This window comes from Micrococcus sp. NPDC078436 (genome assembly GCF_040702705.1).
GTDB lineage: Bacteria > Actinomycetota > Actinomycetes > Actinomycetales > Micrococcaceae > Micrococcus.
In genome coordinates, this window is the sequence record NZ_JBFBLX010000019.1 from 13,216 (window position 1) to 27,492 (window position 14,277).

At 73.5% G+C, this 14,277-nt stretch carries 14 protein-coding genes and 1 riboswitch; of the genes, 4 read left to right on the forward strand and 10 right to left on the reverse strand.

Annotated features, from left to right (window positions below; translation table 11 throughout):
- Window positions 1–153: 153 nt before the first annotated feature.
- On the forward strand, window positions 154–1,218 hold the full coding sequence (locus AB0302_RS10335) for an LLM class flavin-dependent oxidoreductase (protein WP_366371880.1): 1,065 nt from the start codon (window positions 154–156) through the stop codon (window positions 1,216–1,218).
- 200 nt (window positions 1,219–1,418) lie between these two features.
- On the opposite strand, the gene AB0302_RS10340 is transcribed toward AB0302_RS10335, so the two are convergent.
- The 6 genes from AB0302_RS10340 to AB0302_RS10365 form a co-directional block, all read right to left on the reverse strand.
- Window positions 1,419–2,642, reverse strand: coding sequence for a hypothetical protein (locus AB0302_RS10340; protein WP_366371882.1), 1,224 nt, complete (start codon window positions 2,640–2,642; stop codon window positions 1,419–1,421).
- Between the two features lie 88 nt (window positions 2,643–2,730).
- Entirely contained in the window at window positions 2,731–3,939 is a 1,209-nt protein-coding gene (locus AB0302_RS10345) for a glutathionylspermidine synthase family protein (protein ID WP_248118192.1), read from the reverse strand.
- 28 nt (window positions 3,940–3,967) lie between these two features.
- On the reverse strand, window positions 3,968–4,639 hold the full coding sequence (locus tag AB0302_RS10350) for a hypothetical protein (protein ID WP_366371885.1): 672 nt from the start codon (window positions 4,637–4,639) through the stop codon (window positions 3,968–3,970).
- Complete coding sequence (locus AB0302_RS10355; protein WP_366371887.1) at window positions 4,629–5,270, reverse strand: cation transporter; 642 nt, start codon at window positions 5,268–5,270, stop codon at window positions 4,629–4,631. The genes AB0302_RS10350 and AB0302_RS10355 overlap by 11 nt, the downstream gene beginning before the upstream one ends.
- Window positions 5,257–6,288 (reverse strand): GNAT family N-acetyltransferase, encoded by a 1,032-nt coding sequence (locus AB0302_RS10360; protein ID WP_366371889.1) that lies wholly within the window; start codon window positions 6,286–6,288, stop codon window positions 5,257–5,259. Before AB0302_RS10360 ends, AB0302_RS10355 begins: the two co-directional genes overlap by 14 nt.
- A 41-nt stretch (window positions 6,289–6,329) precedes the next feature.
- The gene (locus tag AB0302_RS10365; protein WP_248118183.1) at window positions 6,330–7,712 is read right to left on the reverse strand and encodes a glycine--tRNA ligase; all 1,383 of its coding nucleotides are present in this window, start codon (window positions 7,710–7,712) and stop codon (window positions 6,330–6,332) included.
- Between the two features lie 151 nt (window positions 7,713–7,863).
- Here AB0302_RS10365 and AB0302_RS10370 point away from each other — a divergent pair, with 151 nt between their 5' ends.
- Window positions 7,864–8,163 (forward strand): RNA-binding S4 domain-containing protein, encoded by a 300-nt coding sequence (locus AB0302_RS10370; protein ID WP_282442800.1) that lies wholly within the window; start codon window positions 7,864–7,866, stop codon window positions 8,161–8,163.
- Between the two features lie 3 nt (window positions 8,164–8,166).
- Here the strand turns inward: AB0302_RS10370 and AB0302_RS10375 are convergent, their stop codons facing one another.
- Entirely contained in the window at window positions 8,167–8,874 is a 708-nt protein-coding gene (locus tag AB0302_RS10375) for a phospholipase (RefSeq protein WP_366371891.1), read from the reverse strand.
- A gap of 53 nt (window positions 8,875–8,927) precedes the next feature.
- Between AB0302_RS10375 and AB0302_RS10380 the strand changes: the two genes are divergently transcribed.
- Window positions 8,928–9,812, forward strand: coding sequence for an SGNH/GDSL hydrolase family protein (locus AB0302_RS10380; protein ID WP_366371893.1), 885 nt, complete (start codon window positions 8,928–8,930; stop codon window positions 9,810–9,812).
- Window positions 9,813–9,816: 4 nt separating this feature from the next.
- Here AB0302_RS10380 and AB0302_RS10385 read toward each other — a convergent pair whose 3' ends face one another.
- Together AB0302_RS10385 and AB0302_RS10390 are read right to left on the reverse strand one after the other, a co-directional pair.
- Window positions 9,817–10,944, reverse strand: coding sequence for a homoserine O-acetyltransferase (locus AB0302_RS10385; protein WP_366371895.1), 1,128 nt, complete (start codon window positions 10,942–10,944; stop codon window positions 9,817–9,819).
- Window positions 10,941–12,317, reverse strand: coding sequence for a bifunctional o-acetylhomoserine/o-acetylserine sulfhydrylase (locus AB0302_RS10390; protein ID WP_366371897.1), 1,377 nt, complete (start codon window positions 12,315–12,317; stop codon window positions 10,941–10,943). The genes AB0302_RS10385 and AB0302_RS10390 overlap by 4 nt, the downstream gene beginning before the upstream one ends.
- Before the next feature lie 122 nt (window positions 12,318–12,439).
- A riboswitch (SAM riboswitch) is annotated at window positions 12,440–12,557 on the reverse strand.
- A 164-nt stretch (window positions 12,558–12,721) separates the two neighbouring features.
- Here AB0302_RS10390 and AB0302_RS10395 point away from each other — a divergent pair.
- Window positions 12,722–13,372, forward strand: coding sequence for a VOC family protein (locus AB0302_RS10395; protein WP_366371899.1), 651 nt, complete (start codon window positions 12,722–12,724; stop codon window positions 13,370–13,372).
- A gap of 22 nt (window positions 13,373–13,394) precedes the next feature.
- Here AB0302_RS10395 and AB0302_RS10400 read toward each other — a convergent pair whose 3' ends face one another.
- Window positions 13,395–14,222 (reverse strand): CPBP family intramembrane glutamic endopeptidase, encoded by an 828-nt coding sequence (locus AB0302_RS10400; RefSeq protein ID WP_366371940.1) that lies wholly within the window; start codon window positions 14,220–14,222, stop codon window positions 13,395–13,397.
- Window positions 14,223–14,277: the final 55 nt, after the last annotated feature.

Sequence of the window (14,277 nt, forward strand, 5' to 3'; positions counted from 1 at the left end):
TCCTGAATAAGGGTCGGTCTGGCGGGCGGGGGCCCGGTCGGGTGGGCGGGAACCGGTCGAGCGGGATGGGACCGGACGGCCCCGGCGGCGGACCCACGCCGCACCGAAACGCACTCCGGGAACAACCGCCGGTCTTTCAAGGTTGAAACACCCATGACCAAGAAGCACTTAGGATTCCTCAACTTCGGGCACTGGATCCACCGCCCCGCCGTGGACCGCGTCCCCGTCGAGCCCGACGCCGGGCAGGCCCTGCGCGACGTCGTGCAGATGGCCGTGGCCGCCGAGGCCGCCGGCCTGGACGGCGCATGGATCCGCAGCCACCACTGGCAGCAGATGTTCTCCTCCCCCTTCCCGATCCTCGCCGCGATGGCCGCCCGCACCGAGCGCATCCACCTCGGCACCGGCGTGATCGACCTGCGGTACGAGAATCCCCTGTCCATGGCCGAGGCCGCCGCGACCACGGACCTGCTTGCCGGCGAGCGCCTCGAGCTCGGCATCTCGCGCGGCTCACCCGAGGCCGCCGCGGACGGCCAGCACCGGTTCGGCTACGACCTCGCCCCCGGCGAGACCTGGTCCGACGTCGCCTGGGAGCGCGGCCGCCGGTTCATGGAGGGCATCTCGGGCGCGGGCATCGCGACGCCGGACCTCTCCTCCGGCTGGGCCCACACCTCCCGGCCCCTGCGCATCGAGCCGCACTCCCCCACGCTGGCGCAGCGCGTCTGGTGGGGTGCCGGCACGACCGCGACCGCCGTCCGCGCAGGCGAGGCCGGGTACGACATGCTCTCCTCCACCCTGCTCCTCGAGGACGACGGCCGCCCCTTCCACGTCCAGCAAGCCGACCAGATCGCCCGCTACCTCGAGGCCCATGCGGCGGCCGGCCACCACGACGGCGTCAGCCCCCTCGGGCGCACCGGCGCGCCCCGGACGGCGGTCACCCGCTCCGCGTTCGTGATCCAGGACGACCGCGACGAGATGTCCTTCGGCCACGAGCGGGCCTCCCGGGAGTCCTCGGGGCGCCTCGACGGCCGCCGCGCCGTCTCCGGCCCGACCTACGCGGGCACGCCCGAGGAGGTCGCCGAGCAGCTGTCCGCAGACCGGGCCGTCCAGGCCGCCGACTGGGTGCTGTTCGCCAACCCGAACCAGCTCGGCCCGGAGTACAACGCCCACCTCTTCGAGGGCTGGGCGGAGGTCTGGAGGCTCCTGGGCTGGGACCGCTGAGGCCCGCGCGGGGAGGGTCACCCGCGGGACGGAAGCATGTCCCCTCGGCCGGACCGACCCTGATGCACCGCAACACCCTCATAGGGCTCGGTCGACTGACTATGGGTCGGTCGGTCGGGCGGGCGCCCGGACGCTCGGTCGGTCGGGCGGTCGCTCGGTCGGACGACCGGCCGACGGCCAGTCCTGCGCGCACGTTGTGCTCAGGCGCTGACGGCCCGACCGCCTCCGGAGGCCCCGCGTCCGCGGACCACGAGCACCGCGAGCGCGACGCCGAGCGCCGTGAACACGACCGCCAGCAGGCCGACGCCGCCCACGTCCCCGATCCGCGTCTCCCCGTACTCCGGGTCGAACATGGTCACGAGCGCGGCCGCGGTGATGAGCCCCATGAGGGCGGCGCCCACCAGGTGGACGACCTTCAGGGCGCCGCGGTCGTGGGCGGCCGCCGTGAGCGAGGAGATGGTGAAGTACGCGCCCACGAAGATCGAGAGCATCTCGATCGAGTCCCAGAAGATCCCCGGCACCACCAGCGCGAGGGCGAGCCAGGCCACCGCTCCCGCCGCGGAGGCGACCTCGGCGGTGCGCAGCGGGGCCAGGGCGGAGGGCAGGTGCCCGCGCTCGGCCATGGCGGAGACGCCCCGCGCCGTCGGGATGAGGGTGGAGCCGAGCGCCATCACGCAGGAGACCACGACGCCGGCCACCACCACGGGGTGCACCAGGGCCTCCGCGGCGTCGGGGTGCGGGGAGGCGCCGAGCAGCGAGAAGACCAGGAAGATCGCCACGAGCAGGACGAGGGAGACCGCCGCCGCCCGGCGCGGCACGCCCGGGTGCGACTCCTCCGAGAGCGCGTAGACGGCGTCGAAGCCCCAGAACGCGAACACGGCCAGCAGCACGGCGTGGAGCCAGTCGGTCGCCGTGCCGGTCATCGGGGTCAGCGTGGGCCCCACCCTCAGGAACACGGACACCAGCACGACGGCGGCGGCCACCTGCACGAGGACGCCGGCGGTCTGGACGGCGGAGGTGATCCGGACGTTGGTCGAGCTGACGGCGGTGGCCACGGCGATGAGGACCGCGCCGGCCAGGGCCTTGGCCCACGCGGGCAGGCCGGGCAGCCAGGCGTCGAGGGCGACGTAGGCGAGGCCCGACGTCGCGACGACGCCGGTGACCGCGAGGCAGTACCCGCCGATCCACCCCATCACCGGGTGCGAGCGGACCGCCCACGCGTAGATGGAGCCCTTGTCCGGCTGCCGGTCGTCGTTCTCGGACATGCCGGCCCACACGAGCACGATGGGCACGAGGGCGAGCAGGTAGGCCAGGGGCGCGCCCGAGCCGACGAGGCCCACGATGAGGGGCACCGTGACGACGGCGGAGTAGACCGGCGCCACCGAGGACGTGGACACGGAGACGGACTGGTGCGTGCTGAGCATGGGCGGCGGGGATCCTCGGGGAGGTCGGGCGCGGGCGGGTGGGAGGCGTTCGGGTTCGGGTGCGGTTGGGCCCTGCGGGAGGGCGCGGTCAGCCGCGGATGATGTTGGGCACGAAGCGGCAGTACGGGTCGGTGATCGGGCCGTCGGACTCGCGGATGCCGACGCCGAAGCACTCGTCCCCCACCATCCACGTGCCGAGCACAGGCCGGTTGGGCCGGCCGTCCGGCCCGGGGAAGTCGGGCAGGCGGTGGTACTGCTGGAAGACGTGGCCCTCCTCTCCCCAGCGGCCCGGGTCGGAGGAGGTCGTGACGTCCGAGGAGACGATGCGGATGCCCGCGCCCTCGCGGCCGTGCAGCGGCTTGCGCACGTACTCGGTGAGGCCGCGGACCTCGTTGAGGTAGGTGGGCAGGAGAAGGTCGTCCCCGGGGAAGAGGTGCCACAGGGCGGCGGAGAGCGCCTTGGTGGAGAGCAGCATCTTCCAGGCCGGCTCGATCCACCGCACGTGCTCGTCCAGGGCCAGGCGCGGGCCGAACCGCTCGTGGGCCATGTCCTCCCACGGGTAGAGCTTGAAGATGCCGGTGAGGTAGCGCAGGTCGGCGCCCGTGAAGCGCAGCTGCTCGGTGTCGAAGCCGATCTGGCTCATCAGGAGCGACTCGCAGGTCAGCCCCGCCTGCTCGGCGGCGTCGCGGAGGCAGGCCACCGTCATGGCGTCCTCGCCCGTCTCGTCCAGCTCCGTGTGGGCGAAGTGCACGCGCGGGCTCTCCCCCGCCGCGAGCTCGGGGGCGTAGATCTCCCGCCAGCGGTCCACGAGGGCCTCGAAGATCCCGTTCCACTGGTCCACGTCCTCGCCGAAGACGTCCTGCTTCCAGAACCACTGGGCGACGGCGGCCTCGATCAGCCCGGTGGGCGTGTCCGCGTTGTACTCCAGCATCTTGGGCGGGGCGTCCGGGCCGGAGTAGACGAGGTCGAAGCGGCCGTAGAGGTGGGGGTCCCCCCGCTCGAGGGACTCCACCGCGAGGACGACCGCCTCGCGGGGCAGGCCGAGCGCACGCCAGGGCGATCCGGCGATCGTCTGCTCGGACGCCAGGAAGCGCGCGGCCTCCATGGACATCGCGTGCAGGCGCTCGGAGGCCTGCTCCAGGAGCATGACCTCGTCCATGGTGAGGACGTAGGCGGCGGACTCGTTCCAGTACTGCAGGACGGAGCCGTCCGGCATGAGCGTCGGGGAGAAGACGAGCCCCTGGGAGGCGACCTTCTCCTCCCAGTCCGGACGCGGCTCGGTGCTGATGCGCTGCACGGTGCTCTCCTCCTCGTCGCGGCGCGGCTCAGGAGCCGGCGCCGCCTCCCTTGGTGCCGAAGCCGCCCTTGGACACGGTGCCGGCCTTGGCGAACGAGCCGCCAGAGGCCGGGACCTTCGTCACCGAGCGCCCCGCCGGGGCCTGGGTGGTCCCGTCGCGCAGCGGGCTCCCGACGGCGGGCACGGTGCGTCCGCCGGAGAGCGGGATGAAGAACCAGCCGTAGCCGCCACCGTAGTGCGAGGTCTGCTGCTCCTCCCCCTCGGCCGCCTGGCCCTCCCCCTCGGCCGCCTGTTCCTGGCCCTGGGCCGCCTGCCCCTCGGCGATCGAGGGGTCCTCGCACCACTGGTCGTCGATGCGCTCGCCCGTCTGGGTGTCCTGGCAGACCTGGGCGTAGTCCTGCTCCAGCTCCGCCGGGGCCGCGACGGTCTCCCCGAACTCGTTCGTCCACCCGTTCTCCTCCGCGGGCGCGGACTCGATGGAGGACTGCGAGGTCACCGCGACGCCGGTCATGGCCGCCGCGAGCGCGAGCGTCCCGCCGATCACGATGGCCTTGGACGCGCGGCGGCGCTTCGGATCGCGCCGGGCTGTCGCCCCCGCGGGCGGCAGCCGCGTCGCCGGCTCGTAGGGCGAGTCGCCCGTCGCCGGACGCCACGGCGTGCCGCCGGCCTCCGGTTCCCGGCCCTGGTCCTCAGTCGTCATCGAACTCCCCCTCCAGCGCCCGCTCCGCGAGGCGCTCCTCCCCGGCCTTCTCCCAGACCTCCCTGGCCGCCGGTCCGTTGAGGAGCACGAGGCCGATGCCCAGCAGGATGTCAGGCCAGCCCGATCCGGTCCAGCGCGTCACGCCGGCGAGCACCAGGATGGCCGCGCCGGCCACGAGGTCGTTGCGGGCCGCCAGGTAGGCGGCCGCCGTGAGCGAGCCGGCGTCGCTCCGGAAGCGGGCGAGGATCACGGTGCACACCAGGTTCACGGCGATCGCGCCGAGCGCGGTCCAGAACAGCGGTCCGGCGGCGGGCGGCTCGGGGTCGCCGGCCTTCAGGGCGGCCATCACGAGCGCCGCGACGGCGGGCAGCAGGATGATCCCGGCGAGCACGCGTCCGACGGTCGCCTGACGCGCGGCCGACCAGCCGAGCGCGACGGCGATCAGCAGGTTGACGGCGAAGTCCTCGAAGAAGTCGACGCCGTCGGCGGCCAGGGACACCGAGCCGATGGCGAACGCCACGAGCAGCTCCGCGACCATGTAGGCCAGGTTGAGCCCGGCCACACAGAGCACGGCCCGCCGGAGCGCGCTCCGGCGGGCCGCGTCCGGCGCGGCGGTCTCAGTCGGCGTCATCGGCCAGCACGAGGGTGTCCAGGACGGGCTTCGCGGCGCCGCCGGCGATCAGCCCGTCGATGATCCGCTCCAGGGGGCGCATGGCCTGGTCCACCTCGAGCTGCACCGGGTGCTGCGCCACGAGCAGCGCGAGCAGGTCGGCGACCGCCTGCAGGGCGTCCGCCTCGGACAGCTCCGGGTCCCAGCCGAGGAGCACGTCCGCGGGGGCGTCCTGGCGCTGGGCGGTGTAGGAGACGGCGAACGCGCGGATCCTCCCGCCCTCGGCGCGCGGGGCGTCCCGCAGCACGACGGCGCCGGCAGCCCCGGTCGCGGGGCCGAGGAGGAGCGTCTGGGCGGAGCCGACGGTCATGTGCGCCGGGTCCCAGTCGTGCGTGGCCTGGTAGAACGCCACGACCGCCTGGGTCAGCTCCACCGATCCGGTGGCCGTCTCCTCCAGCACGACGCCGTCCGGGTGCTCCTCGTCCCGCAGCGCGGGCAGGTCCACGGCCCCGGGGGCGACGGCGACGCGCCGCGAGCGCTGCACGGGCGCGAACCCCTGCGCGGTCAGGAACGCCTCGGTGGCGGCGGCCAGCTCGGCCGTCGCGGCGCGGGTGCCCTCGGCGGTGACCTCCTCCGCGACGCCGACCAGCGCCTCGCGCGCGAACCGCGCCTTGAGCGCGGTCGTGGGGACGAGCCCCTCCGCGTGGGCCTGCTCGGCGAGCCCGCGCAGCGCGGCCAGGAGCGCACGGGCGATGCCGCGGCGCCGCTCGGACGGGGCGGTCTCCACGTACAGCCACAGTCGCCGCGGGTGCAGCGAGGACGCGTAGACCACGCCCGCCGCCACCGGGACGCCGTCGGCCTCGGCCACGAGGGAGCGGCGCCACGGCACGTCCGCGTCGTCCGCGAGCATCGCGCGGTCCTGGTGCTGCTGCGCGTTGGCGGGGTCGCCCCACACCTCGAGGAGGGCGAGGTCGACCCCCGAGCGCCACGGGCGCAGGGTGATGTCCGCGGGCAGGGCCGCGCCGCCGTCGTCGGTCACGCCGTGTCCGTCCCGGCCATGCCCCTCCAGATCCCGCCCGCTCACTTGGTGAGGCGCTCGGCGAGGTAGGCCTTCACCTGGGAGAGGGCCACGCGCTCCTGCGCCATGGTGTCCCGCTCGCGGACGGTGACGGCCTGGTCCTCGAGCGTGTCGAAGTCCACGGTGATGCAGAACGGGGTGCCGATCTCGTCCTGGCGGCGGTAGCGGCGGCCGATGGCACCGGAGTCGTCCGTCTCGATGTTCCACTCGCGGCGCAGCTCGGCGGCGAGGGCCTGCGTGGCCGGCTGCAGCTCCTCCTTCTTGGACAGCGGGAGGACGGCGGCCTTGACCGGGGCCAGACGCGGGTCGAGGCGGAGCACGGTGCGCACGTCCGTGCCGCCCTTCGCGTTCGGCGCCTCCTCCTCGGCGTAGGCGTCCACGAGGAAGGCCATCATGGAGCGGGTCAGCCCGAAGGAGGGCTCGATCACGTACGGCGTGTAGTGCTCGCCGTTGGCCTGGTCGAAGTACTGCAGCTTGGTGCCGGAGGCCGTCGTGTGGCTCGAGAGATCGTAGTCGGTGCGGTTGGCCACGCCCATGAGCTCGCCCCAGCCGTCCCCGCCGCCGAAGCCGAACTTGTACTCCAGGTCGATGGTGCCGTCCGAGTAGTGGGCGCGCTCCTCCGCCGGGACGTCGAAGCGGCGCAGGTTCTCCGGGTCGATCCCGAGGTCGATGAACCAGTTCCAGCAGGCCTCGACCCACGTGTCGAAGTGCCGCTGGGCGTCAGCCGGCGGCACGAAGTACTCGATCTCCATCTGCTCGAACTCGCGCGTGCGGAAGATGAAGTTGCCGGGCGTGATCTCGTTGCGGAACGCCTTGCCGATCTGGCCGATGCCGAACGGCGGCTTCTTGCGCGAGGCGCCGAGCACGTTGAGGAAGTTCACGAAGATGCCCTGCGCGGTCTCGGGGCGCATGTAGTGCAGCCCCTCCTCGTTGTCCACGGGGCCGAGGAAGGTCTTCATGAGGCCGGAGAACATCTGCGGCTCGGTGAACATGCCCTTGGTGCCGCAGTCCGGGCAGACGATGTCCTGCATGCCTTCCGGGGCACGGCCCTTCTTGGCCTCGAACGCCTCGACCAGGTGGTCCTGGCGGTGGCGCCTGTGGCACTGCTGGCACTCCACGAGCGGGTCCGTGAAGGTGTCCACGTGGCCCGAGGCCTGCCAGACCTGCCGCGGCAGGATGATGGAGGAGTCCAGGCCCACCATGTCCTCGCGCGAGCGCACGAAGGTCTTCCACCACTCCGCCTTGATGTTCTCCTTCAGCTCCACGCCCAGGGGCCCGTAGTCCCACGCGGAGCGCGAGCCGCCGTAGATCTCACCGGCCTGGAACACGAAGCCGCGGCGCTTGGCCAGGCTGATGACGTTCTCGAGCGGGGACTTGGCAGCCATGGGGGCATCACTTCCGTGCACATCGGGGGCGGGAGGGGTTCACGACGACGGCGGCCCGCCGGGTCCTCGCGCTCACCCTGCGCGCGGCGCGGGCGGTCTCGGACGGCCGGGCCGGTCGATGCGGACCAGCCTACCGGCCACAATGGACGTCATGACCGATGCCCACAGCCATGACGAATCCCGCGCCACGGGGACCGACGCCACCGCCGTCGACGTCCCCGAGGACGCTCAGCCCCTGCCGATCCGTGACACGATGATCCGCCTCGGCCAGGCCCTCAAGCTCGCCTCCCTCGTGGAGGACGGCGCGATGGCCCGGGACGTCGTCGCGGACGGGATGGTCACCGTGAACGGCGCGGTCGAGACCCGCCGCGGCGCGCAGCTGCACGACGGCGACGTCGTCGAGTTCAACGGCGAGGCCGTGGTGATCGAGGCGGAGTCCGCCGAGTCCTGAGCCTCAGCGGCCCTTCAGCACCGTGTGCTGCAGGTATTCGCGCACGTGGCCGAGCTCCTGCTGGTTGATCGCGTGGGGCAGGCCCGCGTAGACGATCTTCATGAGGTCCGTGTGCGCGGTGAGCCACGCGTGGGCGGACTCGACGCGCGCCTCGGAGATGACCGGGTCGTCCTGGCCACGGCCCCAGAAGACCTTCGGCGTGAGCCGGGCGACCTCGTCGTCGCGGATGAAGAGGCCCTCGAGGCCGGGCTCGGCGAGGTCCGGGTCGATCACGAAGCCGGAGAGCGCGACCGTGCACGCGTAGGCCTCCGGGTCCAGGCGCAGCAGAGAGGTCGCCAGCGCCATGCCCTGCGAGAAGCCGAGCAGAGAGACGGTGCGGAAGTCGCCGCGCACGGTCTGCACCCACGCGTGCAGGTCCTCTGTCGCGCGGCGGACGGCCGGAGCGTCGTCGGAGCCGATCTCCCCCGTCACCGGGTCCTGGGAGAGCGGGAACCACGCGTGCATGCCGGGCTGGAGGGTCAGCGGGGCGCGGACGGCGGCCACCGTGAACGGCTCCGGCAGCTGGGGCACGAGGCCGAAGAGGTCGTGCTCGCTCGCGCCGTAGCCGTGGAGCAGGATCAGCAGGTGCTCGGTGCGCTCGCCCTCGGGGCGGGACCAGCGGACGACGGGCTCGGGGCCCGGGGCGGAGGGGGTGTGGGAGGGCTCGGTCACCGGCTCAGCCTAGCGATTGACCGTGGGTCGGCCCCTGGAGCAGACTGCTACCCGTGAGTAACACCATCGTGCCGCCCGTCGACGATCAGCCCACCGGTCACCCCTGGCGCCGCTACGTGGCCCTCGGCGACTCCTTCACGGAGGGCATCGGGGATCCGGACCCGGACCAGCTCGGCTACCACCGCGGCTGGGCCGACCGCGTGGCCGAGGAGCTGGCCCGCCACGCCGAGGGGCCGGAGCCGTTCGCCTACGCGAACCTCGCCGTGCGCGGCAAGCTGATCGATCAGATCGCCGCCGACCAGGTGGACCCGGCCATCGAGCTGGCCCCGGACCTCATCAGCATCTGCGCGGGCGGCAACGACATCCTGCGCGGCGCCGACCCCGACGACGTCGCCCGCCGCCTGGACGCCGCCGTCGGGAAGCTCGCGGGAACGGGCGCCACCGTGCTCCTGTTCAACGTGACCGACGTCCGTGACACCCCCGTGCTGGGACGCATCCGGGGGAAGGTGGCGATCTACAACGAGAACGTGCGCACCGTGGCGCTGCGCCACGACGCGCTCGTGCCGGACATGTGGTCGCTCAAGCAGCTCTCGAGGCCCGAGATGTGGGCAGAGGACCGGCTGCACTTCTCCCCCACCGGGCACCACACCATCGCGGCGATGGTGCTGGACACCCTCGGCGTCGAGCACGATCTGGAGCCCCTCCAGCCCAAGCCGGCCGCGCCCCGGACGTGGCGTCAGGCCCGCGTGTCCAACGCCAAGTGGGCGCGGGCCCACCTGGCGCCGTGGGTGATCCGACGCATCCGCGGCGTCTCCTCCGGCGACGGGGTCAGCGCCAAGCGCCCCGTGCCCGAGCCGCTGTTCGGCGTGGAGATGCCGCACGGCTCGGACCACACGGAGTCGCTGCCGGTCACGCCGCCCGCCGAGCCGGCCTCCTGAGCGGTCAGAGGGCGAGGGTCTCCTTCAGGGCGTCGGCGACCTGCCCGTACTCCGTGAGGAACCCGTCATGGCCGATCGGCGAGACGATCGAGTGGACGGGCACCTCGCCGGGCAGCAGCTCCGCGAGCAGCGCCGACTCCTCGGGCCGGTACAGCCGGTCGGAGTCGACGGCGGCCACGAAGGCCCGCCCGCGGAAGCGCCCCAGCGCCTCGGACAGGCTCCCCCGCCCACGGGCGACGTCGTGGCTCATGAGCGCCTCGGTGAGCACGAGGTAGGAGTTCGCGTCGAACCGCGCGGACAGCTTCGCGGCCTGGTGGTCCAGGTAGGACTCCACCGCGTAGCGTCCCTGCCGCCTCCCGACGGCGGCCCCGAACGGGTCCTCCGCGCCCTGCGGCTCGCGGCCGAAGCGGTACTCGAGCTCCTCGGCCGTGCGGTAGGTGGTGTGGGCGATGCGCCGGGCGATCCCGAGGCCCGTCTCGGGTCCGGGTCCGCCGTAGTAGTCGCCCTCGCGGTGCGCCGGGTCGAGCCGGATGGCCGCGGCCTGCGCCTGGCCCCAGGCGATCTGGTCCGCCGAGGACTGCGCCGTCGAAGCGAGCACCCCGACGCCGGCCACGCGCTCCGGGTGGGAGACCGCCCACTCCAGGGCGCGGGCCCCGCCCATCGACCCGCCGATCACGGCCTGCCACACGTCGATCCCGAGGTGGTCGGCGAGGCGGCGCTCGGCCTCCACCGCGTCGCGCAGCGTGAGGAACGGGAAGCGCGAGCCCCACGGCACGCCGTCGGGGTCGGGCGAGGACGGGCCCGTGGAACCGTGACAGCCGCCCACCATCGCGGGGGCGACGACGAACCAGCGGTCCGTGTCCACCGCCCGGCCGGGGCCGACGAGCGCGTCCCACCAGCCCGGCGTCGGGTCTGCGGCGTGCGCGGCCACGTGCGAGTCGCCCGTGAGGGCGTGCAGCACGAGGACCGCGTTGGAGCCGTCGGCGTCCAGGGTCCCCCACGTCTCGTACGTGAGGGTGACGTCCGGGAGGAAGCCGCCGGTCTCGGTGGTCAGGGGCCCGACCGAGACGGTGTGGCGGGCGCCCTCGGGGAGGTCGACGGTCAGGGACGGGCGGCTCGCGACCGCGGTCATCGGGTGCCCTCCCCCGCACCGGCCGCCGCCGCGAAGCCGCGCTCCAGGTCGGCGAGGATGTCCTCGACGTCCTCCACGCCGAGCGAGAGTCGCACCAGGCCGGGGGTGACGCCGGCGGCGCGCTGCTCGTCCTCGGTGAGCTGGGCGTGGGTGGTGGAGGCCGGGTGCACCACGAGCGAGCGGACGTCGCCGATGTTGGCCACGTGGTGCAGCAGCTCAAGCCCGTCCACGAACGCCGCGCCCGCCTCGGCGCCGCCCGCGATCTCGAAGGAGACGAACGCGCCTGCGCCGCGCGGCAGGTACCGCTGCGCCCGCTCGTGCCACGGGCTGGAGGGCAGGCCGGCGTAGACCACGGAGTCCACGTCGTCGCGCGCCTCGAGCCACGCGGCCACGGCCGTCGCGTTGGCCACGGCGCGCTGCATGCGCAGGGAGAGGGTCTCGAGGCCGAGGTTGACGAGGAAGGCGTTGAACGGGGAGATCGAGGAGCCGTAGTCGCGCAGCAGCTGCACGCGCGCCTTGAGGATGAACGCGAGGTTGGCGCCCAGGGCGGAGCCGACGCCCAGGTCCCGCGCGTACACGAGCCCGTGGTAGGACTCGTCCGGCTCGTTGAACCCGGGGAAGCGCTCGGGGTGCTGCGCGAAGTCGAACGTGCCGCCGTCGACGATCACGCCGGCCATGGCGGCGGCGTGCCCGCCGAGGTACTTCGTGGCCGAGTGGGTGACGATGTCCGCGCCGTGCTCGATCGGGCGCAGCAGGTACGGGGTGGCCAGCGTGTTGTCCACGATCAGCGGCACGCCCGCCTCGTGCGCGACGTCGGCCACCGCCCGAACGTCCAGCACGTCGCCCCGGGGGTTGCCGAGGGTCTCCCCGAAGAAGGCCTTGGTGTTCGGCTTCACGGCGGCGCGCCAGGACTCGATGTCGTCCGGATCGGTCACGAACGTCGTCTCGACGCCGACCTTGGCGAGGGTGTGCTTGAAGAGGTTCTGCGTGCCGCCGTAGAGGCTCGCCGAGGCGACGACGTGGTCCCCGGCTCCGGCGACGTTGAGGATCGAGAAGGTCGTGGCCGCCTGGCCGGAGGCCAGCAGCAGCGCGCCCACGCCGCCCTCGAGCGCGGCGATCTTCTCCTCCACCGGGGACTGGGTCGGGTTGCCGATGCGGGTGTAGAGCGGGTCCAGGTCCTTGAGGGCGAACCGGTCCGCCGCCACCTCGGCGGAGGGGAAGTCGAACGAGGTGGTCTGGTAGATGGGCAGGGCCGTCGCGCCGAAGGCGTGCTGGCCGGGGGCGGCGCCGGCGTGGACCTGCGCGGTGGAGAAGCCCCACGCGGCGGCCGGGGTCAGGGGCGTGGTCTCGGCGGGGATGTTCTGGTCGGTCATGGCGGACTCTCCTGAGCTCCTCAGGGGCCGGACCCGCGTCCCTCCCGGCGGTCGGTGCGCCGGGTCGACCCGGCGCCTCGCGCCGGGGGTGCCCCGGCGTCGTCGAGAGGGGCCGAGGGGACGGCCCGCGCTTGCCGGCAGCCCGTGTGGGAGCCGGCCTGGTCGTCACCCGGGGCACCCCACCGCGGAAGGAGGGTTGCCGGTCAGCATGCCGGGGCAAAGACGCTGACTCTCGTGACCGTGCCGCCAGTGTGCCACGGGTGCGGGGTCGATTTCATCGGGCGTGTCACACATGGATACGCTGTGAATCACAGGGGCGGCTCGGTGGTCAAGGGGCCGACGGCGCCGCCCTCCCATCGCGTTCGACGCCCGGCCCGCCCGGGGGTTCGGAGAGGAACAACGCCGTGAACACCTGCCGGATGGACCACGTCTCCTACGCCGCCGGGCCCGAGGGCCTCGAGGCCACCGTGGAGCGCCTCGTCGAGACCCTCGGCATCGACCGCATCAAGGGCGGCGTGCACCCGCGCTTCGGCACCCACAACGCCCTGTTCCCCATGCGGAACGGGCAGTGGCTCGAGGTCGTGGAGGCCATGGACCACCCGGCCTCCCTCAGCGCCCCCTTCGGCCAGCTCGTCCGCGCCCGCTCCGAGCAGGGCGGCGGCTGGATGAGCTGGGCCGTCTCCACCCCGGACATCGGCCGCTTCGAGCGCCGCCTGGAGCGCGAGGCCGTGCCCGGCATCCGCCGCTTCCCCGACGGCCGGGAGCTGTCCTGGCGTCAGATCGGCGTCAAGGGCACCCTTGCCGACCCGCAGCTGCCGTTCATCGTGCGCTGGGCCGACGGCCAGGAGGACATGCACCCGTCCCAGGCCGCCGAGCCGCAGGCCGCGATCGCCCACCTCTCCATGGCCGGGTCCCCGGACCGCCTGCGCGAGTGGCTGGGCGGCACGGAGGAGGACGCCGTGGCCGACGTCGACATCGCCTACGTGGCCCCGTCCGGCACCCCGGGCATCTCCTCGGTCACCTTCCGCACCCCGAAGGGCGAGATCACGCTCTGAGCGGGCCTGCGGGCGGGGCCGCTCAGCCGAGCAGTCCCGCCCGCGCCAGCAGCGGATAGCCGACAAACCCGACGGCGTCCAGCAGGAAGTGCGCCACCACGAGCGGGACGACCCGCCGGTGCCGCACGAAGAACAGCGTGAACACCACGCCCATGAGCGCGTTGCCGATCCCCGGGCCGACCCCCTGGTACAGGTGGTATCCCGCGCGCAGCACCGCCAAGGCCAGCACCACGGTCCAGACGCGGACGGGCAGGAAGAGGCCTGTCGCCGCGGGCGAGGGCAGCGCCGGCGCAGGATGCCGTGCGAGACCGGCGGCGCGCAGCTGCTGGAGATACCCCAGCCGGTCCACCATCCAGGCGACGACGATCACCTCCTCGAGCAGCGCATGCCGCGCGGCGGAGAGCAGCAGCACGGGCACCGCGTACCAGCTCGGGTCCATCGCGTTGGCGACGATCGCCGTCGTGATGCCGGCCGCGCGGCCGCCCGCGTAGACGCCGAGCGTGCCCAGCCCGATGGCCGCGAACAGGCCCAGGCCCCAGGCCAGGTCGCGACCGGGGCGGCGCAGATCCAGGCCGAGCGTGCGGAACGGGTTCCGCCCCCGCAGCCACATCAGGTGGAGCACGAGCGCGACCGGCACGAGGGCGAAGCCGATGTCCAGGAGCTGGTAGACGAGGTCGAAGATCCAGCGGTCGTTCACGGTGGGATTCAGGACGGTGGTCTGCTCGCCGAGCGGGGCCCGGGTGGCCTTGTCGATCAGCTGCACCACCGCGTACACCGCCGAGCGCCCGAGCGAGAGCCCCAGCACGATCGCGATCTCCCACCGCACCGTGCGGGCGGAGGGGTCGGGCAGGTGCGCGGCGTTCGCGGAGGCGCCGGGGGTGCGGGTCGGCGCGGAGGCGCAGGGA

What these genes read in the sequence shown, in the direction of transcription:
- AB0302_RS10335 (WP_366371880.1), top strand. Translation starts at nt 154, where the DNA reads ATGACCAAGAAGCACTTAGGATTCCTCAACTTCGGGCACTGGATCCAC.
- AB0302_RS10340 (WP_366371882.1), bottom strand. Translation starts at nt 2,642, where the DNA reads ATGCTCAGCACGCACCAGTCCGTCTCCGTGTCCACGTCCTCGGTGGCG.
- AB0302_RS10350 (WP_366371885.1), bottom strand. Translation starts at nt 4,639, where the DNA reads ATGACGACTGAGGACCAGGGCCGGGAACCGGAGGCCGGCGGCACGCCG.
- AB0302_RS10355 (WP_366371887.1), bottom strand. Translation starts at nt 5,270, where the DNA reads ATGACGCCGACTGAGACCGCCGCGCCGGACGCGGCCCGCCGGAGCGCG.
- AB0302_RS10365 (WP_248118183.1), bottom strand. Translation starts at nt 7,712, where the DNA reads ATGGCTGCCAAGTCCCCGCTCGAGAACGTCATCAGCCTGGCCAAGCGC.
- AB0302_RS10370 (WP_282442800.1), top strand. Translation starts at nt 7,864, where the DNA reads ATGACCGATGCCCACAGCCATGACGAATCCCGCGCCACGGGGACCGAC.
- AB0302_RS10385 (WP_366371895.1), bottom strand. Translation starts at nt 10,944, where the DNA reads ATGACCGCGGTCGCGAGCCGCCCGTCCCTGACCGTCGACCTCCCCGAG.
- AB0302_RS10390 (WP_366371897.1), bottom strand. Translation starts at nt 12,317, where the DNA reads ATGACCGACCAGAACATCCCCGCCGAGACCACGCCCCTGACCCCGGCC.